Origin of the sequence: Actinoplanes sp. NPDC051343, assembly GCF_044455125.1 — a bacterium.
In the GTDB taxonomy this organism is placed as follows: domain Bacteria; phylum Actinomycetota; class Actinomycetes; order Mycobacteriales; family Micromonosporaceae; genus Actinoplanes.
The window spans coordinates 554,628-577,261 of the sequence record NZ_JBITEL010000003.1 but is presented as its reverse complement, the minus strand read 5'-3'; the positions used below and the strand labels follow the sequence as shown (position 1 = coordinate 577,261).

Here is a 22,634-nt window from a genome sequence, read left to right as displayed (position 1 = left end):
GGAACATCAAGTGGATGATAAGTTCCACTTATCCGGAGGAGCTGAACTATGAAGGCTGTTGTGACCGCCGAGCAAGGCGCGAAGCCCGAGGTGGCGGAGGTCGCCAAGCCGCAGCCGGGCGCGGGCGAGGTGCTGGTCAAGGTGCAGGCGTCCTCGATCAACGGGTTCGACCTCTCGGTCGCCGGCGGCCACGTCGTCGGGATGATGGAGCACCGCTTCCCGGTCGTGCTGGGCAAGGACTTCGCCGGGACCGTGGAGGCGGTCGGTGCGGGCGTCACCCGCTTTGCGGCCGGGGACAAGGTCTTCGGCGTGGTCACCAAGGCGTACCTGGGCGACGGCGGCTTCGGTGAGTACGTGGCCGTCCCGGAGACGGTCGGCATCGCCCAGCTGCCCGAAGGCGTCGACGTGGCCGCCGCCGGTGCGGTCGGCCTGGCCGGCACGGCAGCGGTCGATGCGCTCGACGCGGCCGGCCCGCAGGCCGGCGAGACGGTGCTGATCAGCGGCGCGACCGGCGGGGTCGGCGCGATCGCGATCCAGCTCGCCGCCGCGGCCGGCGCAAAGGTGATCGCCACGGCGAAGCCCGGCGAGGAGGCCGACTTCGTCCGCGGCCTCGGCGCCCACGAGGTCGTCGACCACACCGGCGACCTTCCCGTGCAGGTCCGACAGGTCAGCCCCGAGGGCGTCGACGTGATCGTGCACCTGGCCGGCGACGGTTCCGCATTGGCCGGGCTGCTGACCGGGAAGGGCCGCATCGCCAGCACCGTCGGTTACGGCGCCGACCAGCACCCGGCGGCCACGTTCGTGATGGCAAACCCCACACCGGCCACCCTCGAGCGCCTCGCCGCCGACCTCGCCGCCGGCCGGCTGAGCGTGCCGGTGGAGCGCACCTTCACCTTGGACGAGGTGCCGGCGGCGTTCGCTGAGTTCGCCGGTGGCACGCGCGGCAAGATCGCCATCACGGTCGCCTGATCACCCCGGGCGCCGAGATCACCGAGAAGGTCCTCGGCGCCCAGCAGGCCCTCCGCATCGACCAATTCTTCGCCCAGTTGGACTGGGGGGCCCTGGCGCGCCCGATGGTCGAGGACTCGATCCGCCGCTACGCCACCGATATCGCCCCCGCGGCACGCGCCGGGGCCCACACCCTGACCACCCGAGCCTGACCGGAGACCCCGCATGTCCATCCTCGTCATCGGCGCCACCGGAGCCCTCGGCCGCTTGCTGCTGCCCGAACTGCACCGGCGTGGCGTCGCCGCGGTCGACATCACCGCGGCCGGCCGCAACCGGCAGGTTCTCGACACCTTCGCCGCTGAGGGCTATCGCACCGCCCGCGTGGACCTCGACGACACCGACCAGATCCGCGCGGCCGTCTCCGGGCACGACCAGGTGGTGCTCATCTCGGGCAAGGACCCGCACCGGCTGCGGCAGCACCGAGCCGTCATCGACGCCGCCAAGGCCACCGGCGCGCGGCACCTCTTCTACACCAGCGGCGTACGGGCCGACGACCCCGGCTTCGTCCTCGGCGCCGACCACCAAGCGACCGAGGACGCCATCCGGCAGTCGAGGCTGCGTTACACCATCCTGCGCAACGGCTGGTACATCGAGAACTACCTCGGCGCGATGCACGGCGCCGCGCAGACCGGCGTTCTCACCGCCGCCGTCGGCGACGGCCGCGTCGCGCCCGCCGGCCGGCGCGACTTCGCGGAAGCCCTCGCCGCCGTGATCACCACCGACGGCCACGACAACCAGACCTACAGCCTCACCGGCGACACCGATTACACCTATGCCGACCTCGCCGACGCCATGGCCAAGGTCCTCGGCCGGCCGGTCACCTACCGGCCGGCGGACGCCCAGCAGTATCGGGCGATGCTGACCGGCGCCGGTCTGGATGCGCAGACCGCCGGTTTTCTGGCCGCTCTCGACGCCAACCTGGGCGCCGGGATCATGGCGTACGCCGGCGACGACCTCACCCGCCTCATCGGACACCCCACCATGTCCCTGATCGACGGCTTGAGCCAGTAAACGGTCCTGGAGGAGGTGCTGAACGCCCCGACCGGGGTATCCCCCACCACGGAGCAATGGAGGGCAGGAGGATTGCCGTGTGGCGGGTCGGCACCAGCGGATGGCAGTACCGGGACTGGCGCGGGCGGTTCTATCCCGACGGGGTGCCGCAGCGGCTCTGGCTGGAGCACTATGCCGCGCACTTCGCCGTGGTCGAGGTCAACAACGCGTTCTACCGGCTGCCCGAGCGGTCGACGTTCGAGAAGTGGCGGGCGCGGACGCCGGACGGGTTCCGGTTCGCGGTGAAGATGAGCCGGTACCTGACGCACGTGAAGCGGCTGCGGGAGCCGGCCGAGCCGGTGGCGCGGTTTCTTGACCGGGCCAGCGGGCTGGGCGACAAGCTCGGGCCGGTGTTGCTGCAACTGCCGCCGACGCTGAAGGCCGACCTGGGTCTGCTCGACGAGACCCTGACGCAGTTCCCGGACGGGATCAGGGTGGTGGTGGAGCCTCGGCACAAGACGTGGTTCACCGACGAGTGCCAGGAGCTGCTGCGCAAGCGCGGGGCGGCACTGTGCTGGGCGGATCGCCTCGGGCGGCCGGTTGCACCGCTGTGGGTCACGGCGGACTTCGGCTATCTGCGCCTGCACGAGGGTCGCGCTCAGCCCAGACCGCGCTACGGGAGAAGTGCCTTGAAGACGTGGGGACGTCGTCTTCAGGGCGTACGGGAAGGTTTTGTGTTTTTCAACAACGATCCCGGCGGCGCGGCAGTGACCGATGCCGACGCGATGATCGCGCTTCTTGACCGTTAGCCTTCGCGAAGATAGTCTTCGCGCAGACTAACGGGACGGAGAGCGGCATGTGGGAGTACGAGCACAGCGTCTGGACCGCCGCCGCGCCCGGCGCGGTATGGCGGCGCTGGAGTGACATGGCGACGTGGCCGGAGTGGAATGACGGGGTCGAGGCGGTCAGCGTCGACGGGCCGTTCGCGGCCGGCACCCGCTTCACGATGACGCCGCCGGGCGACGAGCCGATCGGCATGCGGCTGACCGAGGTGGTGCCGGGTGAGGTGTTCACCGACGAGATGGACGGCGGCGACTTCGTGGTGACGACCGTGCACCGGCTGGTCCCGTCGGAGGGCGGCACGACGATCGTCTACCGCACCGAGATCACCGGGAACGTGCCCGACGGTCTCGGCCCGGCGATCACCGCCGACTTCCCGGACGTGCTGGCCAAGCTGGCCGCGATCGCGTGATCAACGACCCGGAGACCAGCCCCGGCTTCCTGCTCTGGCACGTGACCCTGCGATGGCAGCGGGCGGTCGCGGCGGCGCTCGGGCCGCTCGACCTGACCCACGTGCAGTTCGTGCTGCTGGCCTGCACGTGGTGGCTCAACACGCACGGCGAGGCGTCACCCAACCAGCTCACGGTGGCGCGCCAGGCGGGCACCGACGTGAAGATGACGTCGCAGGTGCTGGGCAAGCTCGAATCGAAAGGCCTCGTGGAGAGGACTGTCGATCCGGCCGACACCCGGGCCAAACTTCTGCGGGTCACGCCGGCCGGCGCCGCACTCGCGCGGCAGGCGATCGGGGTGGTCGACGCGGTCGATTCCGCGTTTTTCGAGGCGGTGGCGGATCGACCGGCGCTGACCGCGATGCTCAGCGAGCTGCGCCTACGCTGAACGCCGTGCGGAACATCGAGTTGAACGGGCGCGTGCCGTCGGCCATCGCCGACATCCAGCGGCTGGCGACCGGAAACTTCGGACATTTCACCTCGATGCAGGTGCGCGGCTCGGCCGTACGCGGGCTGGCGCTGCACCTCGCCCGGCTCTCCGACGCCAACGAGGAGTTCTTCGACTTCCGGATGGGCATCGACGACGAGCAGCGGCTGCTCGGCCTCATCCGGCACGCCCTCGGAGGCGAGCCGGACGCCTCGGTGCAGGTGCGGTTCGTGCCACCGGCTTCGCCTGGCGGGCCGCCCGACATTCTGGTCTCGGTGAGCGATCCGGTCCCGGATGCCGCCGGCCCGCCGCTTCGCGTCCGGACCGACGGCTACCGGCGGGACTGGCCGTCGCACAAGCACGCCGCGACGATGGGTTTGACGTACGCCGGGAAGCAGGCTCGACTCGCCGGCTATGACGACGCGCTCTTCGTCGGCGCCGACAACAACCGGGTCAGCGAGGGTACGACGTGGAACGTCGCCTTCTACGACGGTGACCGCGTCATCTGGCCGCAGGCGCCGATGCTCAAGGGCGTCACCATGGTGCTGCTGCAGCTGGCGCTGACCATGAACGGAACGCCGTGGACGCTGCGCCCGGTCGACGCCGTGGAGTTGCCTCTGCTGGCCGGCGCGGCGGCGGTCAACTCGCACTGCCCGGCGCAGCCGATCGGCAGCATCGACGGGATGCCCTTCCCGGCCGACGACAAGCTGGTCTCGCTGCTGCGCGACGCCTGGGAGTCAGTCCCCTTCGACGCCCTCTAGCAGCTCGATCAGCTGCGTCGCGTTCTTCTGGGCGTAGTCGCCGTAGCAGTTGTTCATGAGCACGTGCGTCTTGTCGGTCTTATCGGCCAGATTGCTGAGCTTCGGCGCCCACTCCCGCAACTCCGTCGCGGAGTATTCATAGCCGAACTTCTCGTGGATGTCCTTGCTGGTCCACTTCGCGCTGTGCCCGTGGAAGCGGACCACCGCCAGGTCGGCCGTCGCCTCGAGCACCGGCGGGATCGACGACTTGTAGCCCTGCGGCATGTCCACGCAGACGAAGGCCAGTTTGTGCCGCCGCAGGAAGTCGAGCGTCTCCTCCTGGTTGTCGCCGTCGAACCAGGACGCGTTGCGGAACTCGAAGACCGGGGTCAGCGGCTTGCACCGGGCCGCGACCTCGAGCAGGTAGTCCTTGTTGGAGCGGCGAATGCCGAACCACGGCGGGAACTGGAACAGCAGGGCTCCGAGTTTGCCGCTTTCCGCGAGTGGATCAAGCGCGGACAGGAAGCGGGACCAGATCTCCTCGTACGCCGGCTTTTCCAGATCGTCGGGATAGACGTTCTTCTTCCCGGTCTCCGGCCGCAGATCCTTGTAGATCGCCGAGACCTTGGTCGGATGGCCGGTCAGCAGGCTGAACGCCTTGATATTGAAGGTGAAATGGTCGGGCGTGCGCTGGGCCCACAGTCTGGTGGTCTGCTCGTTGGGCGGGCCGTAGTAGGTCGAGTCGACCTCGACGATCGGGAACTGCTTGGCGTAATAGGCCAGGCGCTTCTCAGGATTGTCGGCGGTCTTGGGGTACCAACCCGATTCAAGCAGCGTCTTATCGGTCCAGGACGCCGTGCCCACTTCGATCTCGCCCATGGCTCGATTCTTGCTCGATTATGCGAAACCCGCCGCCGTCGCCCCGGCAGCGGGTTCTCACACGTCGTCTCGTCAGCCGGCGCGGCGCTCGCGCACCTGCTTGCAGTTGACGCACGTGGTGGCGGAAGGGAAGACCTCCAGCCGCTCCACCGGGATCGGGTTGTGGCAGCCCTCGCAGTTGCCGTAGGTGCCGTCGTCGAGCCGCTGCATGGCCAGCTCGGCCTGGGTCCGCCGGTCGAGCAGGGTGCGCAGCAGCGAGGTCGCCGCGTCGCGCTCGGCGGTCTTGGACCCGCTGTCGGCCTGGTCGTCGCCGGCGGCGTCGCCGATCTCGGCCAGCCTGAGCTTGTGGTTCTCCGCCGCGGCCTCTTCGTACTCCGAGCTGAGATCGTCGAACCGTCCCCGCAGGATCGCCCGGATCTGCTCGATCTCCTCCGGCGTACGCCCCTTGACCGCGGCACCCTTACCCGTGATAACCGCTCCGTTGACGAGCATGCTCCCTGCCTTCCTCTGCCCCTGCGGGTGGCTCCCCCGTTACCGGTCCATCGCACCGTGGACCGGCCTTCTACCCTCCGCCGGAGGTCCCAAACGGGGCCTCCGCTGAAAAAGTAACCGGAGCATAACTGTCAGTGGTGGCTTCCGCTACGGACTCGCTTCATTGACGTTCAAGGACCATGGCCGGACGCCTCGGATCGTCGAGCCGGACGACCATGTCGGCGAACGAAGCCGGGTCGACCTCCTCGGCATAGCGGGCGTAGGCCGGGAGCGTCCAAGCATCCTCCGGGTCGGTGCGGCGGGCGAGAGCAGCCGGCGAAAGCTCCAGATGGACCGCCACGTCGAACGCCAGACCCCCGCCGAGCAGGAGCGGACCGTTCACCAGCAGCACCGCGCCGGACGGAAGATCTTGATAAGGCTGGCGGGTGGCGCGGTCCGTTTCGGCGTTCCAGAGGCGGGTCAGCACCCGCCCGGAACCGCCTGGGCCGGCCGGGTCGAGCACCTCGCGGGCGAGGCCGGCCTCGTCGAACCAGCCGGCGTAGAAGGTGTCCGGATTGCGGCGGCCGAACTCGAAGCGCAGTGATGCGGGTCGCAGGAAATCCGCTGTACTGATCCGTATTGCGGGACGGCCGCCAACCTTCAGCGGGTCGACGAGGGCGTCGGCGAGACGCTCGGGGGCCGCCGCGGGCGGGCCGTCGATGCCCACCCGGAGGTAACTGTCGGGTTCCCGACTCAGCAGGAGACCGGCCAGCTCGCTGACCAGAATTTCGAACGAAACGGGGCGGATGCGCACGCGGCGAGGTTAGCCTCGTGCTTACTCGTGCGGCAGGACGAGAACGCGGGCCTCGTCCGAGAGGCGGTAGCCGACGCCGTAGACGGTGGTGATCACGGGGAGGTTGCCGCCGAGCTTGAGACGCAGGCGCCGCACGTGCACGTCGACCGTGCGCTCGCCGGTGTGCTCGTAGCCCCAGACCCCGGACAGCAGCTGCCCGCGGGTGAAGACCCGGCGGGGACGCTCGGCGAGGAACAGCAGGAGGTCGAACTCGAGCCGGGTCAGCGGCAGCAGCTGGCCGTCGAGCATCACCTGACGCGACGCGGTGAGGATGCGGACCTCGGGGCCGGACGGCACCGGCGACTCGCTCGCCACCGGGACGGCCGACTCGATCGTGACCGTGCCCTGGCTGAGCTCGACGAGCTCGCGGACCGCCTCGATCAACTTGTGGGCCTGCGGCAGCAGCTCCTCGCCGGACAACGGAATGGCGACCGTGACCGTCAGGGCGGGCTCGCTGGGACGCCGCGACACCGAGCCCCGGCCGGGGCCGGTGACATGTCGATTGATGCGTGGCGGAAGTGCAGTGACCGGCATTTAGTTGAGCCCCCTGAAAATACATGTCGGCAACCGAATACGACCGATCACCCTCCGTAAATCCGCGAACGATAATTCCGGCCGCGCGGTTGCCCGGTCAAGGCGGCAACCACACTGTGGGAAAATCGTTCCACAGCAAGCTTGCCGTGTGGAAATGCGTTCCCGGTAACGGATTCTGTCAGATTGATTAAACATGGCCCAACGAGGGCCGTACGCTGCCGTTCCGTGCCACGGGTCACACTATTTTGTGAGCTTGGGTGAGACGGCCGCCACAAATCCGTGTCGATGCATTCTATTTCACGTGAGAAATGAAACAGCGGCGTTCCGGACCGGAACGCCGCTGTCCTTGGATCGTTACCGCTTACTCACCTGTCGAAGTGAGCCGACGGCCGACCGCCGCGATGAGCCGGTCGAGTTCCGAACCGAACGGGTTGTCGTGCACCAGGTAGGTCCAGGTGGCACTGGGCCGGACGATGTCGGCCCGCTCCGGCTGCCAGCCCTCGCTCAGGTCGGTCTCCTCGAACGTCTCGATGGTGCGGCGCTCGATCTCGGTGAAGACTTTCTGGAACGCCGGGACGGCCGCCCGGTGGAACTCGTCGAGCGGATCGAGCTTGCCCAGCGCCCGCAGGTGCACGCCCTCCCGCACCTCGTTGAGCTCGGCCAGGTGCTCGGCCCACAGCCGGTCGAGGTGGTAGAGCGCGATCGAACGAGCGGCCTCGGACAGCACGTCCTCGTCGATCTCCTTGGCCTTCTCCGGCGACCGTTCGAGCAGCATGATCGCCGCGACCTCGGAGGTCAGCAGCCGCTCCCGGCGCTCGGCCAGGGCCACCCGCTGCTGCTCGATCACCACGCTGTAACGCCAGGTGTTGCGGTGGATCTCGTGGTTGACGCCCTCGGCGACCCGCTGGGCGTGCTCGACCGCGTAGTCGACCTGCGGGTCGTGCACGACCCCGTCGATGTCCATCCGCGGCGACCGCGGCAGCGAGGAACCGGCGTGCCGGGTGACCAGCTCGTCCTCCAGGCTGACGAAGAACACCGAGCGGCCCGGGTCGCCCTGCCGGCCGGCGCGGCCCCGCAGCTGGTCGTCGACCCGGCGGCTGTCGTGCCGGCCCGCGCCGATCACGTACAACCCGCCGAGCTCGACGACCTCGTCACGGGTCGCCTCGTCGCTGCCGCCCAGGCGGATGTCGACACCCCGGCCGGCCATCTGGGTCGAGACGGTGACCGCGCCCAGCGCGCCCGCCTCGGCGATGATCGAGGCCTCCTCCGCGTCGTTCTTGGCGTTCAGCACGACCGACGGCACCCCGGCCGCCGCCAGCTGCTTGGCCAGCAGCTCGGACGCCTTCACGTCCAGCGTGCCGACCAGCACCGGCCGGCCCGACTCGTGCGCGATCTTGATCTCCTCGACCAGGGCCTCGTCACGAGTCTCATGCGCCGAGTAGATGCGGTCGTCGTCGTCCTCGCGGATGTTGCCGGTGTTGGACGGGATGACCGCGACCTCGAGCTTGAAGTATTCGCGCAGCTGCTCGCCGACGTGCACGGCGGTCGCGGTCATGCCGCAGACCACCTTGTAGAGAGCGATGAACGCCTGCACGGTGATCGTGTCGAGAACCTCGCCCTCGGCCGTCGCGGTCAGACCCTCCTTCGCCTCCACGGCCGCCTGCAGACCGTCCGGCCAGCGGCGGCGCTGGGCGACCCGGCCCCGCATCTCGTCGATCAGCTCGACCCCGCCGTTGCGGACGATGTAGTCGACGTCGCGGCGCAGCAGCGCCTGGGCGTGCAGCGCGACGTTGACCGCGGAAAGGTGCTCGACCTGGTCGTCGGCGTACAGATCGACGCCGCCGAGCTGCTCCTCGACCTTCTTCAGGCCCGAGTCGGTGAAAGCCACGCTGCGGCCGTCCTCGGCCACCTCGTAGTCCTTGCCCGCCCGCAGCCCGCGCACCAGATCGGCCGCCTCGTGCACCGGGTCGGCCTCGGCGGTGACACTGCCGGCCAGCACCATCGGCACGCGGGCCTCGTCGATCAGAATCGAGTCGGCCTCGTCGACGATCGCGGTCGCCAGCTCGCGCTGCACCCGGTCCGCCACGTCGGTAACCAGCTGGTCGCGCAGGTAGTCGAAGCCGGCCTCGCTGACCGAGATGTAGGTGACGTCGCACGAATAGGCCTCGCGGCGCTCGTCGGGCGTGGACGTCTCGGTCACCCAGCCCACCGACAGGCCGAGAAGGTCGTAGACCGGGCCCATCCACTCCGCGTCGCGGCGGGACAGATAGTCGTTGACGGTCAGCACGTGCACCGGGCCGTGCCCCAGCCGGACATGCCCGTACGCCGCGATGGTCGCGGTCAGCGTCTTGCCCTCACCGGTCGCCATCTCGGCGACCCGGCCCGACAACAGCGCCATCGAGCCCATCAGCTGCATGTCGAACGGCCGCTCCTCGAGCGCGCGCCACGCCGCCTCCCGCCCGATCGCGCAGATCTCTATGAAATCGGAGGCCTCCTGGGCCGCCGCGGTCAGCCCCTCGTCATCGAGCTCGCGCAGCGCATCCTCACGGGCCTCGATGGCGGCAAGCCGCCTCTGGAACGGAGAAAGGTCGACCGTAGTGCCCGGACGCTGCACAAACTTGCGGAACCGGCTCTTCAGCCGCTGCGACACACCCATGGCGCGCAACGCTACTCGATTTTCCTGAAAGCTTGGGGCCGACTCCCGGCACGTTTGCTTCTATCGGCCGCCGGGCACAGAACTTGTCTGCACACCATGCGGTCACCAGCGAGAGGAGGGGGCGGTGCCGAGCCAGCTCGTCTGCCGACCCCAGCAGGACCTCCCGGTGGCACTGCTGCGGGTGAGCGGCATCCTCGACCAGGTCACCGGCGACGCCCTCCAGCAGGCGGTACGGCGTAGCCTGGCCAAACAACCGGAACAACTGCTGATCGACGTCGGCCGCCTGCGCATCGGCGATCCGGTCGGGCTCGCCGCATTCGGTGCGGTCGTCGGCCAGACGATCGAATGGCCCAACGTGCCCATCGTGCTTTGCGGAGCGGATCGGCGTACGGAAAAAGCGATAGCCGCCGACCCCGACTGCGGCGGTCTGGCCTTCGCCGCCGACGGCGACGCGGCATTCGCCGCGGCGATGGCCGAGGCCGGAACACAACCGGCCGACTACCGAATACGGGTACGCCTGAGGCCCGTCCCCGACGCGTGCCGGCAGGTGCGAGCCTTGGTGGCACAGGCGTGCGGGGCATGGTGCCGAAGCGACCTGGCGGCCACCGCAGCACTGATCGCAACCGAACTGGTGGCCAATGTGGTGAGGCACGCACACACCACTATGGAGTTCACGTTCGGGGTGCGCGACGGCCGCGTCAACATGACGGTCCGCGACCACAGCCGGCTGCTCCCCAAACCGACCGACCCGGCGGTGACCGCGGCCGGGGGGCGGGGGCTGCGGTTGGTGCGGGACTTGAGCGAGGCTTGGGGCGTACTCCCGGTGACCGACGGCAAGGTGGTGTGGAGCCGGCTCACCACCGGTTGAGGCGTTGCCGGGCGCCTCAGTGACCCTGGTTGGGGCTGTCGCCGTTCAGAGGGCGGTTCAGCTGACCCATGTTCGGCGGCTCGAGGCGGGGACGCTTGGCGCGGGCCGGCGGCTGGTTGCCGCCGGGGTGGGGGGCGTTGGGCGGGTTGACCGGCTGCTGGCCGGCCGTGTGCGGGTTGACCGGGTCGGGGGCGACCGGTTGCTGGTTCAGCGCCTGGGGACCGTCGGAGATCGGGCGATTCAGCTGGCCCATGTTGGGCGGTTCCAGGCGGGGGCGGCCCGGAGTCCGCTCGGTGGGCCGCGCGACCAGGCCGGACGGTGGCTCGGCGCCGGGATCTGCCGGGCGGAGGCCCAGGCCGCTGGGTTGTTCCGAGCCGTCGCCGACGCCGAAGGCGGACTGAGCTGCTTCCCCGGGACGGGTCGGATTCGGGTTCGTCGGAGTGGGAGCGGAGTTCAGCTGGGACGGTGGCTGGGCGGATTGAGGCCGTCCTAGGGTCACGGGCTGGCTGGCGGCTGGGCCGGAGCCGGCTTGGCCCGATTCTGGGGACGCCGGCGGGTGGGAGCCGGGCTGGACGATGCCGGGGCCCGGCTGGAGGCCGATGTGCGAAAGGCCGGACTGGCTGGAGGTGTGGCCGCTGGCGGGTTGAGCGTTGCCGGCGGGCTGGGCTAGACCGCTGCCGGGCTGCGCGAGACCGCTGCCAGGCTGCGAAAGACCGCTGCCAGGCTGCGAAAGACTGCTCCCAGACTGCGCGGAACCGCCACCAGACTGCGCGGAACCGCTGCCGGGCTGCGAAAGACTGCTGCCGGGCTGCGCGAGACCGCTGCCGCGTTCGTCGCCGCCTGAATCGGGTGGGCTGCCGCCGAGACTGGAACGGCCGAGCTGAGAGGCCTGGCTCGGCGACGCGGATTCGCTCAGCTGGTTTGGTGGGGCTGCTTCGGCATCGTCCGAGCCGGCGGGCGCCGCTGGAGGGCGCGAAGCGGCTGGAGCCCCCGGATGGCCTGGTTCGGACTGGCGCGGGCCACCCGCCTGACCGGAAGCGCCGGGTTGGCCGGGGGCGCCGGGCTGACCCGAGACGTCGGCTGCGCCGGGGCGAGCGGCGAGCGGTCCTGCCTCGGGTGAGCTGCCGGGCTGGGTGGGTACGCCGGGCTGCCCCGGGGTGGCCCCCGCGGGGGGAACCGCTGCGCCGGGTCCTACGGGTGGCTGTCCGGGCTGGCGGGGTGAGCGGGGAAAGTTGGGGGCGTCCAGGGGACGGTTCTGCTGGTAGTAGGTCGGCGGGCCGGCCAGGAGCGGGTCTACGTCGGCTGGGTGGGGCGGGGCGGATGGGTTCCAGTTGGGGGGCTGCGGTCCGGGCGGGCCGGGAGTCTCGGGCTGCGGGGCCGAGAAAGCCAAGCCGTTTCCCTCGGTGCCCGGGCCCCGGCCGGGGATGCCGCCGCGCCCCCCGGGGGCGCCCTGCGGTGCGCCTGTCTGCGGGCCGGGTGCGGCGGGCCAACCTCCGGGGCCTGCCTGCGGGCCGTCGGGCATACCTCCGGGCTGTTGCCATCCGCCAGGAGCCCCTTGCGGTCCGAACGCTTGCGGGACACCGGGGTGACCGGGAGCTTGCGGACCGCCGGGCTGCCCGGGTCCGATGGGACCGACAAAACCGCCAGGCTGCCCGGGTCCGGCAGGACCCACGAAACCACCCGGCTGACCAGGCCCGGCAGGACCCACAAAACCGCCAGGCTGCCCGGGTCCGGCAGGACCCACGAAACCACCCGGCTGACCAGGCCCGGCAGGACCCACAAAACCACCCGGCTGACCAGGCCCGGCAGGACCCACAAAACCACCCGGCTGACCAGGCCCGGCAAAACCACCCGGCTGTCCGGGTCCTTGGAAAATGTTCGGCTGCCCCGGCGCCTGCAAGCCACTCGCCTGCCCCGGACCGTGCGGGCCGTCGGCGCCCGGCCAACCGGCCGGACCGCCCTGCAGCCCGGGGCCCTGGGGACCGCCGGGTCCCGGCCAACCGCCGGTACCACTCTGCTGCCCCGATGTCTGCGGGCCACCCGGTCCGCCGGGATAGCCCGGTGCCTGCGGGTCGCCGGGTTGTCCATATCCCTGGGGACCACCGGAGCCGTCCGGCTGCGGGCCAGGAAGACCACTCGGCCGACCGGAAGCATGCGGAGTCGCGAGGGATTGGCCGGCCACGCGCGGGTCGACGGGGCCACCAGGTTGCCCAGGGGCTTGGGGACCGGAAAAACCACCCTGCTGTCCGGCAGCCTGCGGACCACCAAAGCCACCAGGCTGACCAGGAGCCTGCAGACCAGAAAAACCACCCTGCTGTCCGGCAGCCTGCGGACCACCAAAGCCACCAGGCTGTCCGGGAGCCTGCGGATTACCGAAGCCACCCGGCTGACCAGGAGCCTGCGGACCAGGGAAGCCACCCCCCTGCGGGCCAGAGGAAAGCCCAGAAAGACCACCCTGCGGCCGGGGCCCGTTTGACCCGCCGACACCGCTCTCCGGCCTCGCCGCGGCAAGGCCGCCAGGCCCCTGCCAGACCGCCGGACCGTTCGGTGAGCCGCTCTCAGCGGGCGGCGGCCACGCACCCGGCGCCGGAGGCTGAGGACCCCCCGGCGGGGGCCACGCGCCGGATGGCCCCTGTTCCGGGGCGTGCTGAGGCCGCAGGGCGGTGAACTCGTCCGGAGTCGGGGGTGGGCGCAGCGCGCTGAATTCGGCCGGGGTGGGTGGTGGGCGGAGGCCGCCCGGTTGCTGGGGACGCAGGGCGGCCGGGGAGCTTGGGCTCAGGGCGGCCGCCGAGTCGGGGCTCGCCGATGGGCCGGGCGGTGGGAACAGGTCAGGGGCGGCGAGGTTTGCGTCGTCCTCGACGAGTTCGATCGGGGAGCCGGCGAACATCAGGCCGGTCGGGGCGGGCGTACCGGAAACGCTGCCGGCCGCCGGGCGGTCGTCGTCCGGCGGGCCGGGCCACCGGGTGGGTTCGGCCGGTGGGGGCGTGACGTAGCCGGAGGGTGAGGAGCCCGGGCCGCCCGACGGTGTCGCGGGGAGGCCCAGATTTTTGCGGGAGGCGGCGACCAGCCCGGATGCCTCGGCCAGGCCGGCCGCGAAGAGGACTTCGGCGGCGGCCCGGCCGGAGGAGCATGGGAGGGGTTCGCCGCAGAGCGGGCAGTTCTGCATGACCGTGCTTGGGCCGGCGCCGCCGGCGTGCGCGTCGAGCATTTCCCGGGCGGTGCGTGCCAGCACACTGTCCGGCTTCACGTACGCCTGCGTCGGTGCCATTTTGCCTGCCTTCGTCCCCCGTCGGAGGCCGCGTTCACGACGCGGGCCCGCCTCCATCTGACCGCCTCGGGTCCCGATCCGGGCGATTTTCGGCAGATCCGGGGCCCGACGAGGCAAAAAGGGGCTAAGGGAGCGGTTAACGGGGTGCGGCCGGTAGGAGACGGGCGAGAGGACTACATTCACTCACGGCGTACAGGCAGTCACTTTCCGTATTATCGAGGAACCCATCGGCGTGGAGGTGATCCCCCCATGGACGACGTCGAGCTGTACCGCGAGCAGATCCTCCGGCACGTCAGTCCCCACATCACCGGCCGGTTCGCCGGCTACCAGACCTCGTACACCCGGGAAGTGAAAGTCGGCCAGCCACTGCTGATCCTGGTCTACCTCACCGCCTCGCTCGGCCGCATGGTCGGCGCGTTACTCCGGATGCGGGGTCCCAGCCGCAGTTTCAAGGACCTCAAGAAGGGCCCCGAATACCTGGTGACCCCGGTGCGTCTGCGCGACGACCTGGGCCAGGTCTACGAGGTCGAGATGCACGGGCAACTGCCCCAGTCGGCGATGCACCGGGGTGACCTGGTGCAGTTCACCACGCAGCCCCAGAAGGACCCGAAGCTGCCGGTGAAGCTGATGCAAGTGGTCAACCTGACGACCATGCAACCGCTCACCCCGCGCATCCCCACCCGCTGGTCACACCTCGGCCCGGCCCTGCTGTTGCAGGCGTTCCTCGGCGCGCTTGTGGTGGCCGTGACCCTGGTCGTGATGGTCCATTAGAGACTGTCCAGCGGCACCACGTTCGCCATTGCGAGATCACCTGCATCGTTCGGGTGCAGGTGGTCGCCGCTGTCGAAGGCCGGGTTCAGGACGGCTGGATCGGCGGAATCCCGTACGGCAGCGTCGAAATCGGCCACCGCGGGGAACGACCGCCGAATCCAGTCGTTGACCGCGACCCGCACCGCCTCCATCGACGGGGTCCACGTGCGCCAGCCCTCGAACGGCGTGATGGTCGCCCCGACGACACGAAGCCCCCGGGCGCGCGCCTGCGCCGCGATCTGCGCCAGCCCGGCGATGATCGCCTGCGGATCGGACTGCGGCGGCGTCTGCTGAATGTCGTTGACCCCCTCGAAGATGATCACCGAGCGGGCGCCGGCCCGGTCGAGCACGTCCAGCGGCAGCCGCCACTGCGCCGAGCGGCCGGAGGTCGCGTAGATCGTGTAGTTCGGGTAGTTGGCGTCCAGGAGGACCCGGTTGCCGCTGATCCCCGAGTTGGCGACCGCGTAGTCGGGGACCGGCGAGTGGGTCAGCCGGGTCGCGAGGTAGTCGGTCCAGCGGCGGTTGGCGCCCGGCGTCGAGGCGACGCCGTCGGTGATCGAGTCGCCGAGCGCGACCACGGTGCCGGGTGGCCCGGTGACGTCGACCGCGCTGATGTAGTGCCAGACGGTCGAGGTGTCGGTGAAGGCGCTCGCGGAAGCGTCGCCGGCGTGGTCCTGCGGACCACGGCTGTAGACCGAGGTCTGCATGGCGGCCGGGTGGTAGGTCACGGTGCCGGACGGCTCCGGGGTCCAGGTGGTGACCAGGAGGTCACGGCCCTGGGGTACGCGCAGAGCAACGGGATCGCTGATCGCCTCCGCCCCGGCCGGGACGGTGAACTGCGCACGGCCGTTGAAGAGGACGTCGCGCACGGGAACCGAAGCGGTGCCGTCGCTGGGGCTGTGCGCCGAGAGGGCGACCGTCACGTGGCCGAAGAGCACCGGCGCGGTGCCGAAGCGGTTGGACAGGTGGACTCGCACCCGGTTGCCGCCCGCGGTGGGGTGCACGACGTTGCGGATGGTGTAACCCGCGTACCCCTGCTCGACGCCGCTGACGGCGGCGGCCGGCGCCGTGGCCCAGGCCGTCTCCCATTCGTTGTTCTGATGTCTGCCTGCCGCGCTGGCCGGGGTGGTGGTCGCCAGAACGATCAGCACCACCGTGGCGGCCTTGATTCGTGCGTCCATAAATAGGTAAGTCTCGATCGATGTGTGAGCGATGTAAAGAGCGGGTACCGCCCGCGGTCTCACGCTCTGGTGACCTCTGGCGCCGATCCGGGCCGTGTGCGACGTTGAAGGTTCGAAAAAGAGGTGGTGTGCCGTGGGCGAGGACGTCGAGCAGACCAGCTTCACCCGTGAGGACCGGGCGAAATATCGGCACAAGATCCGCCGCAGCCTGGACGTGTTCGCGACGATGCTGCGCGAGTCACGGTTCGACTTCGAGCGGCCGCTGACCGGGATGGAGATCGAACTCAACCTCATCGACGAGGCCGCCGACCCGGCCATGCGCAACGCCGAGGTGCTGGGCGCGCTGGCCGACCCGGATTTCCAGACCGAGCTGGGCCAGTACAACATCGAGATCAACGTACCGCCGCGCCGGCTGGCCGGCGACGAGAACGCCGACCTCGAGAAGTCCCTGCGGGCCAGTCTCAACAAGGCCGAGGAACACGCCCGTACGGTCGGCGCGCACACGGTGATGATCGGGATCCTGCCGACGTTGCGCCGCGAGCACATGACCGCCGAGGCGCTGTCGGCGAACCCGCGCTACAAGGTGCTCAACGAGCAGATCTTCGCGGCCCGCGGGGAAGACCTGGACATCCGCATCGACGGGGTGGACCGCCTCGCGGTCACCACCGACACGATCGCACCCGAGTCGGCGTGCACGAGCACCCAGTTCCACCTGCAGGTGTCGCCGGCCGAGTTCGCGGCGTACTGGAACGCGGCGCAGGTCATCGCCGGGGTGCAGGTCGCCCTGGGCGCCAATTCGCCGTTGCTGTTCGGGCGGGAACTGTGGCGGGAGACGCGGATCCCGCTCTTCGAGCAGGCCACCGACACGCGCTCGGAGGAGATCCGGGCTCAGGGCGTACGCCCAAGGGTGTGGTTCGGTGAGCGCTGGATAACGTCGGTCTTTGACCTTTTCGAGGAGAACGTCCGCTACTTCCCGGCCCTGCTGCCGATCTGCGACGACCAGGACCCGGCCGACACCCTGGAACGCGGCGAGGTGCCGGCCCTGTCCGAGCTGCGGCTGCACAACGGGACGGTCTACCGCTGGAACCGGCCGATCTACGCCGTGGTCCGCGACCGGCCGCACCTGCGGGTCGAGAACCGCGTGCTCCCGGCCGGCCCGACCGTGCTCGATACGCTGGCCAACGCGGGCTTCTACTACGGCCTGATCCGCACCATGGCCGACGCCGAACGCCCGCTGTGGACCCAGATGAGCTTCAGCGCGGCCGAGGAAAACTTCCACACGTGCGCCCGGCACGGCATCGACGCGACCGTGTTCTGGCCGGGCATGGGCTACATCCCGGTCACCGAACTCGTGCTGCGCCGGCTGCTGCCGATGGCCCACGAGGGCCTGAACCGCTGGGGCGTCTCCCCCGGCGAACGCGACCGGCTCCTCGGGATCATCGAACAGCGCTGCCTCACCCACCGCAACGGCGCCTCCTGGCAGGTCGCAACGCTGCACGCCCTGGAGGCCGACGGCCTCGACCGGCGAGCCGCCCTGCACGAGATGCTGAAGCGCTATCTGCCCCTGATGCACGAGAACCGCCCCGTCCACGAATGGCCGTTAGACGCGTGATGTGCCAATTGGAGCCCAACCCGGAGGCCGGTCCACGGAGGCGCGATGCGAGGACGCACACAGGACGACGGTTCGACGCCGCGGGATCAGCGCCACGACTGGTGGGGCGTCTATCTCGACGCGCCGGACGCTCATGCCCTCGCCCGCTTCTATCACGACCTGCTCGGATGGCCGATGCGGACCGACGGGGCGAACGCGGTCATCGCGCCCGTCGACGGGGTCGGCTACGTGGGATTTCAGCAGGCCGCGGCGTACGAGAAACCGGTCTGGCCGCCGCGGGCCGGCGCCCAGCAGATGATGCTGCATCTGGATTTCGAGGTCGAAGACCTCGAGGAGGCGGTGGCCCACGCGGTCGAGTTGGGGGCCGAGGTGGCCGGCCATCAGCCGCAGCCGAACGTGCGCGTGCTGCTGGATCCGGCCGGCCACCCGTTCTGCCTGTTCAGGGAGTAGGGGTGAGGGTCACGTCGTCGATGACGAAGGCGGTCGCCAGCTGGCTGCCCTCGACGCCAGTGAAGGTGATCGTCCGGCTGCCGGAGCCGGTGATCGACAGGGTCCGCTGCGCGTAGGTGCTGCCCTTGTTGAGGTTGGAGTACGCGCCGATCGTGGTGCCGCTCGCGGCCACCGTCAGCTTGTCGTAGGCCGTCGTCGTGGTCGTCTCGTCCGAGTCGACGAGCAGCCAGAAGCTGAGCGTCGCCCCGGAGCAGCCGCTCGGGATGGTCACCGTCTGCGACAGCGTGTCGGTGTGGGCGGTGCCGTAGCCGTCCAGCCAGGCCTTGTAAGAGCCGGCGTGCGCGGGCTCGGACGACGAGTTGGTGATCACGCTCGTGGAGGCGTTCCACGCCGTGGCGCCCGACTCGAACCCGGTGTTGGAGAGCAACTGGGCGGTGCCGCACGAGCCGCCGGTCGGCGGCGGCGTGGACGTCGAACCCGTGCCGGCCAGCCATGCGGTTCCGTTCAGGGCGAGCGCCGCGTCGGTGCCGGCCGGGTCGTTCCAGCCGTCGTAGAGGGTGTTACCGGACTGCCCCGTCCCGTCGTCGATCGGCGAGCTGTCGCCCCACACCGCGACCCGGCCCGAGCCGAACGTGCTGGTCGTGAAGAACGCCCCGGTCGTGCCGCTCGGGCTGGAGCCGGGCCGCCACACCAGGCCCTTCACCGACGCGTTGTCGGCCTTGTGCAGGGTCTGTGTGCTGCCGTCGCGGATGATGCTGCCGGTCACCCTGCCGAACGGACCGTTGATCACCGGGTCGGTGCTGCTGCTGATCGCGACCGCGTTCTCGCTGCTGATGTCGTTGGTGTCGATGGTGAGCCCGAACGGGTCGGTGTTGTCGACGCCGTTGCTGGTCATCAGGTCGGTGGCGATCTCGACCGAGTCCTCGCCGTCGTTGTTCCGGTCGCTGCCGCTGTGGTCGACGATCAGGAACAGGCCGCCGCCGTTCTGCACGAACTGCATCACGGCCTTCTTCTCGGCCGCGCTGAGCAGGACGTTCGGCTCGGGCAGCACGAACACGTCGAAGTTCTTGAGGTCGAGGGCGCCGCTGCCGCCGTACGTGATCGTGCCCGAGTTGAGGGTTTTCAGGCTGTACTGCCCGCTGCGCTGCAGGGCGACGCCCCACGAGGAGAGCGCGCCGGTCCAGGACGTGTCCGAGGTCGGGTTGCCGTTCTGGCCGAGCGGGTCCGGCTGCGACGTACTGATGATCCAGTCGGCGTTGCCCGCCGTCTCGGCCTTGGTGTTGTCGAACAGGACGCGTTTGACGGTCGCGGCCGACGCGGGTTGCGTCGGGACCATGGCGACGAGGGTCGCGCCGGCCGCCAGGGTGGCGGCGGCCAGCAGCGCACGGGAACGGACGAGCACCATGCACCTCCGATAGCTGATATCGGCGGCAGTCTATGAGCGCCCGGGTTACGCGGGCACCCTTTCGGCGATCGCCACGGTGACGCGAGGGAAAACCCTTTTCGTCGCGATCAGCCGGGTGCCCGCCCGGAGCGCGGCCGCCTCGGCGACGCTGGGCGTCCCCGCATGGGCCAGCACGGTCGCGCTGGGTTGCGGCACCTTCTCCGCCGCCAGTTCGTCGGCGGTGAAGGCGATGAGCTGCCAGCCGTTGTCGTCCGCGAACTCGCGAAGGGAGGCCATCCTCCGGTCCAGCGTGGCAAGGGCGGCGACCTCGCCGCGGTGCCGGCTCACTGCCGCCAGCGCCAGGTCGATCGCCTGGTCGAGCTCGGCTTTCCGTACGCCCGGGCGCGCCCCGATCCCGACGACAAGCATCACACGATGCTAGCCGCGCCCAAGAAAGGCTAGCCGCGTCTAAGAAAGGAACGTGGATCGCCGATCATCCGGATGGGGACGATCGACCGAAGGGCCTTCTGGTGGCGAGGGCAGGTGTTTCCGGGGACGCCGGTATGACGCTGGCCGAACTCATGGTGACGATGGCGGTGACGTCCGTGGTCATGGCTCTGGCCACGGCGGGGATCGTGGGGATGTACCGCATCACCAACCGGTCGGACGTGCTGTCGGGCGAGATGACACAGTTGCAGACCGCCTTCCAGCTGCTGGACCGGTCGGTGCGCTACGCGACGGCGATCAGCCAGCCCAACCCGGCCGCCAGCGCCGCCGGCGGCTGGTATGTCGAATGGACCTCCACCGCCGGCACCACCACGGTCTGCAGCCAGCTGCGGCTGAACGTGCCGTCGAGTCTTCTGCAGCGGCGCTCGGAACCGGCCGGCGGCCAGCCCGGTCCCTGGACCACGGTGGCCTCGTTCCTGTCCGGGACCCAGCCGTTCACGCTGCAGCCGGCCAGCACCAGTGGTTACCCGCACCAGAGGCTGACCATCGACGTGACGGTGCGGCCGTCCGCCGGTTCCTCGCTCGCCCGCCGGTCGAACTTCTCGTTCACCGCTCTCAACACGTCCCTGGCCACCGTGAGCACCGGGGTCTGCGCCGACATGGGCCGGCCGTGATCACTGGACGCCCGCGCGGCGATCACGGGTCGCTGCCGCTGGCCATGCTCGTCGTCATCGTCGGGGTCAGCCTGGCGACGCTGACGCTGAACACGATGGTGCGCGGCGCGACCGACACCAACGGGGCGATCGGCCGCTCGACGGCGCTGCTGGCCGCCCGGAGCGGGCTGGCCGGTGCCCTGGCGTCCCTGCGGGCGGCCGGCAGCACCGGCAACCTGGGCGCGATCTCGGCGCTGCCGTGCTCCGCGGGTCAGGCCGCCCAGGTGACCGGGACGCTCAGCACGAGGGACGGCAGTTACGCCACCACCATCTGGTATCTGAAGAGCGACCCGACCCAGCAGACCGACGCCTGGGTGCGGTCGAACGGCGTCACCTGCGCCCCGCAGCTGCTACAGACTCCCCGGTGGGCGTACGTCGTGGCGGTGGGTTCCTCGACGGCGAGCAGGTACCGGCGCACGCTGATCGGGACGTACCAGTTCAAGCTGCGGGCGATGGGCAACATGCCCGGCGGCCAGATCCGGGTCTACCGCACGCCGGCCGCGACCCAGGACTACTGCGTCACCGGTTTTCCGGCGACGGCCGGCACGGCCCTGACCATGTCGGTGTGCGCGACGAACGCGGACGGCACCACGGTCGACAAGCAGAAGTTCGGCTACATGTCCGACCTGACGATCAAGCTGATGACCGCCGACCCGGCGCTCTACCCCAACGGGCTGTGCGCCCAGGCCGACGCCTCCAATCAGCTCAGGCTGCAGGACTGCGGGCTCCTCACCAAGATTTCCCAGAAGTGGGCCTTCGACTCGGCCAGCAACTTCCGCGGCACCGACAACGGCACGACCCTCAACTCGTACTGCTGGAACATCGTGTCGCCGAACACCCCGGGATCGGCGATCGTTCAGAAGAACAACAACTGCGGGGTGACCACGACCAACTACGAGTCCTGGAACGTCACGGCCGACGCCGGTTCGGGTGCGGCCGGGCCCGAGTCGGGGCAGCTGGTGAACTTCAAGCAGTTCGGCAAGTGCCTGGACTTCAACTACAGCGGCGTCAACAACTGGGCGTTCCCGTGCAAGCAGTCACTGGTCCTGCCGCCGGTGGACATGAGCCAGATCTGGAACGAGGTGTGGACCCTGCCCGACTACGGCACCAAGGGCCTGATCTACGTGACGAAGACCGACGGCATCACCAAGGTGTGCCTGAAGGCGCCCGCCACCGGCCAGACCAAGGTCACCATGGCGGCGTGCCCGCTGTCCGCGGCCGTGGCCCCGGCCGACTTCGTCTGGTGGGCGCGGGGCGACAAGGGTGCCGTCTACGACGAGAAGTACCGCATCGAGGGCACCGGATCCTGGATCGGCCAGTGCCTGGCTCCGCTGCCGGCCGGTTCCGCGGTGCAGGCCGACTGGGTGGGGCTGGACGCGTGCACCGGCGACTACCTGCAGAAGTGGGACGCGGTGCCGCCGGTCAGCACGTCCGGCCTGGCCCGGGTGATCGAGCAGTGAGCCGGCACCGCGCCGACCGGGGCTTCACGCTGGTCGAGACCATGGTCGCGCTCGGCATCGTCGGCACCGTGATGGCCAGCCTGGCGGTGTTCTTCGTGCGCTCCTCCACCGTCCAGCACCGGCAGGCCGACACGCAGGTGGCGGTGCAGCTGGCGGCCGGCTCGATGGACTACGTCAGCCAGCTGCCCGGCTCGAACGTGCTGCTGGGCCGCACCCAGGCGGCCGTGCAGGCCGAGTGGCAGGCGCCGGCCGCGGGCGAATACCTGGCCGCCACCCGCACCGAGCCGGCGTGGCAGGACCCGTTGCTGCCCGCGTCGACCGCGGTGCAGGGCCTGCCGACCGCGCCTGAAACCATCCAGCTGACCAGCGACTCCACCCCCTACCAGCGCTGGTGGTACGTCGGCTCGTGCTGGCAGGCGAAGACCGGCGGCGACTGCACCGTGGTCACGTCCGCTGTGCGCAACCTGTACGTGCCGATGTACCGGGTCGTCGTCGTGATCACCTGGAACTCGCCGGTCTGCTCCGGCCTCTGCCAGTACGTGGCCGCCATGCTGACCGAGAGCACGCTCGACGACCCGACCTGGCAATGACACC

At 70.0% G+C, this 22,634-nt stretch carries 23 protein-coding genes; 14 read left to right on the top strand and 9 right to left on the bottom strand.

From position 1 onward, the window contains the following. Positions 1-48 precede the first annotated feature (48 nt). The 6 genes from ACIA5C_RS13205 (at position 49) to ACIA5C_RS13180 (ending at position 4,475) form a co-directional block, all read left to right on the top strand. On the top strand, positions 49-969 hold the full coding sequence (locus ACIA5C_RS13205) for an NADP-dependent oxidoreductase (protein WP_396053998.1): 921 nt from the start codon (positions 49-51) through the stop codon (positions 967-969). 204 nt (positions 970-1,173) lie between these two features. Next, entirely contained in the window at positions 1,174-2,019 is an 846-nt protein-coding gene (locus tag ACIA5C_RS13200) for an SDR family oxidoreductase (RefSeq protein WP_396053996.1), read from the top strand. A gap of 77 nt (positions 2,020-2,096) precedes the next feature. Further along, positions 2,097-2,807 carry a DUF72 domain-containing protein gene (locus ACIA5C_RS13195; protein WP_396053994.1) on the top strand — a complete coding sequence of 237 codons (711 nt, stop codon included), beginning with the start codon at positions 2,097-2,099 and terminating at the stop codon, positions 2,805-2,807. A 47-nt stretch (positions 2,808-2,854) separates the two neighbouring features. Further along, positions 2,855-3,250: an SRPBCC family protein gene (locus ACIA5C_RS13190; RefSeq protein ID WP_396053992.1), complete on the top strand. Its 396-nt coding sequence runs from the start codon at positions 2,855-2,857 to the stop codon at positions 3,248-3,250. Continuing rightward, entirely contained in the window at positions 3,247-3,675 is a 429-nt protein-coding gene (locus ACIA5C_RS13185; RefSeq protein WP_396053990.1) for a MarR family winged helix-turn-helix transcriptional regulator, read from the top strand. Before ACIA5C_RS13190 ends, ACIA5C_RS13185 begins: the two co-directional genes overlap by 4 nt. Before the next feature lie 5 nt (positions 3,676-3,680). Next, a complete protein-coding gene (locus tag ACIA5C_RS13180) occupies positions 3,681-4,475 on the top strand; it encodes an aminotransferase class IV (RefSeq protein ID WP_396053988.1) in 795 nt (264 codons plus the stop codon). Here the strand turns inward: ACIA5C_RS13180 and ACIA5C_RS13175 are convergent. The 5 genes from ACIA5C_RS13175 to secA2 form a co-directional block, all read right to left on the bottom strand. After that, complete coding sequence (locus ACIA5C_RS13175; RefSeq protein ID WP_396053986.1) at positions 4,452-5,333, bottom strand: DUF72 domain-containing protein; 882 nt, start codon at positions 5,331-5,333, stop codon at positions 4,452-4,454. The two genes, ACIA5C_RS13180 and ACIA5C_RS13175, sit on opposite strands and share 24 nt — an antisense overlap. A gap of 72 nt (positions 5,334-5,405) precedes the next feature. Continuing rightward, on the bottom strand, positions 5,406-5,825 hold the full coding sequence (locus ACIA5C_RS13170) for a TraR/DksA family transcriptional regulator (RefSeq protein ID WP_396053984.1): 420 nt from the start codon (positions 5,823-5,825) through the stop codon (positions 5,406-5,408). Between the two features lie 160 nt (positions 5,826-5,985). Continuing rightward, entirely contained in the window at positions 5,986-6,618 is a 633-nt protein-coding gene (locus ACIA5C_RS13165) for a uridine kinase (RefSeq protein WP_396053982.1), read from the bottom strand. 21 nt (positions 6,619-6,639) lie between these two features. After that, entirely contained in the window at positions 6,640-7,191 is a 552-nt protein-coding gene (locus ACIA5C_RS13160; protein ID WP_396053980.1) for a winged helix-turn-helix domain-containing protein, read from the bottom strand. A gap of 361 nt (positions 7,192-7,552) precedes the next feature. Further along, positions 7,553-9,847, bottom strand: a complete 2,295-nt coding sequence (gene secA2, locus ACIA5C_RS13155) for an accessory Sec system translocase SecA2 (protein WP_396053978.1) — start codon at positions 9,845-9,847, stop codon at positions 7,553-7,555. A 124-nt stretch (positions 9,848-9,971) separates the two neighbouring features. Here secA2 and ACIA5C_RS13150 point away from each other — a divergent pair, with 124 nt between their 5' ends. Further along, on the top strand, positions 9,972-10,715 hold the full coding sequence (locus ACIA5C_RS13150) for an ATP-binding protein (protein ID WP_396053976.1): 744 nt from the start codon (positions 9,972-9,974) through the stop codon (positions 10,713-10,715). Positions 10,716-10,731: 16 nt separating this feature from the next. On the opposite strand, the gene ACIA5C_RS13145 is transcribed toward ACIA5C_RS13150, so the two are convergent. Beyond that, the gene (locus ACIA5C_RS13145; protein ID WP_396053974.1) at positions 10,732-10,968 is read right to left on the bottom strand and encodes a hypothetical protein; all 237 of its coding nucleotides are present in this window, start codon (positions 10,966-10,968) and stop codon (positions 10,732-10,734) included. A 741-nt stretch (positions 10,969-11,709) separates the two neighbouring features. Here ACIA5C_RS13145 and ACIA5C_RS13140 point away from each other — a divergent pair. Together ACIA5C_RS13140 and ACIA5C_RS13135 are read left to right on the top strand one after the other, a co-directional pair. Further along, complete coding sequence (locus ACIA5C_RS13140) at positions 11,710-11,835, top strand: hypothetical protein (RefSeq protein WP_396053972.1); 126 nt, start codon at positions 11,710-11,712, stop codon at positions 11,833-11,835. Between the two features lie 2,397 nt (positions 11,836-14,232). Next, positions 14,233-14,754 carry a hypothetical protein gene (locus ACIA5C_RS13135; RefSeq protein WP_396053970.1) on the top strand — a complete coding sequence of 174 codons (522 nt, stop codon included), beginning with the start codon at positions 14,233-14,235 and terminating at the stop codon, positions 14,752-14,754. On the opposite strand, the gene ACIA5C_RS13130 is transcribed toward ACIA5C_RS13135, so the two are convergent. After that, positions 14,751-15,974: an SGNH/GDSL hydrolase family protein gene (locus ACIA5C_RS13130; RefSeq protein WP_396053968.1), complete on the bottom strand. Its 1,224-nt coding sequence runs from the start codon at positions 15,972-15,974 to the stop codon at positions 14,751-14,753. The genes ACIA5C_RS13135 and ACIA5C_RS13130 overlap by 4 nt on opposite strands. 133 nt (positions 15,975-16,107) lie before the next feature. Here ACIA5C_RS13130 and ACIA5C_RS13125 point away from each other — a divergent pair, with 133 nt between their 5' ends. Further along, entirely contained in the window at positions 16,108-17,586 is a 1,479-nt protein-coding gene (locus tag ACIA5C_RS13125; protein WP_396053966.1) for a glutamate--cysteine ligase, read from the top strand. Positions 17,587-17,631: 45 nt separating this feature from the next. Next, on the top strand, positions 17,632-18,036 hold the full coding sequence (locus ACIA5C_RS13120; protein ID WP_396053964.1) for a VOC family protein: 405 nt from the start codon (positions 17,632-17,634) through the stop codon (positions 18,034-18,036). On the opposite strand, the gene ACIA5C_RS13115 is transcribed toward ACIA5C_RS13120, so the two are convergent. Continuing rightward, positions 18,026-19,441 (bottom strand): hydrolase, encoded by a 1,416-nt coding sequence (locus ACIA5C_RS13115; protein ID WP_396053962.1) that lies wholly within the window; start codon positions 19,439-19,441, stop codon positions 18,026-18,028. The two genes, ACIA5C_RS13120 and ACIA5C_RS13115, sit on opposite strands and share 11 nt — an antisense overlap. Positions 19,442-19,486: 45 nt before the next feature. Further along, positions 19,487-19,849: a cobalamin biosynthesis protein gene (locus ACIA5C_RS13110; protein WP_396053960.1), complete on the bottom strand. Its 363-nt coding sequence runs from the start codon at positions 19,847-19,849 to the stop codon at positions 19,487-19,489. Between the two features lie 101 nt (positions 19,850-19,950). Here ACIA5C_RS13110 and ACIA5C_RS13105 point away from each other — a divergent pair, with 101 nt between their 5' ends. The 3 genes from ACIA5C_RS13105 to ACIA5C_RS13095 are packed head-to-tail and all read left to right on the top strand — an operon-like array spanning position 19,951 to position 22,630. Continuing rightward, the gene (locus ACIA5C_RS13105) at positions 19,951-20,541 is read left to right on the top strand and encodes a type II secretion system protein J (RefSeq protein WP_396053958.1); all 591 of its coding nucleotides are present in this window, start codon (positions 19,951-19,953) and stop codon (positions 20,539-20,541) included. Next, complete coding sequence (locus ACIA5C_RS13100; RefSeq protein ID WP_396053956.1) at positions 20,538-22,040, top strand: hypothetical protein; 1,503 nt, start codon at positions 20,538-20,540, stop codon at positions 22,038-22,040. Before ACIA5C_RS13105 ends, ACIA5C_RS13100 begins: the two co-directional genes overlap by 4 nt. After that, entirely contained in the window at positions 22,037-22,630 is a 594-nt protein-coding gene (locus ACIA5C_RS13095; protein WP_396053954.1) for a type II secretion system protein, read from the top strand. Before ACIA5C_RS13100 ends, ACIA5C_RS13095 begins: the two co-directional genes overlap by 4 nt. The last annotated feature ends 4 nt before the right edge of the window (positions 22,631-22,634 follow it).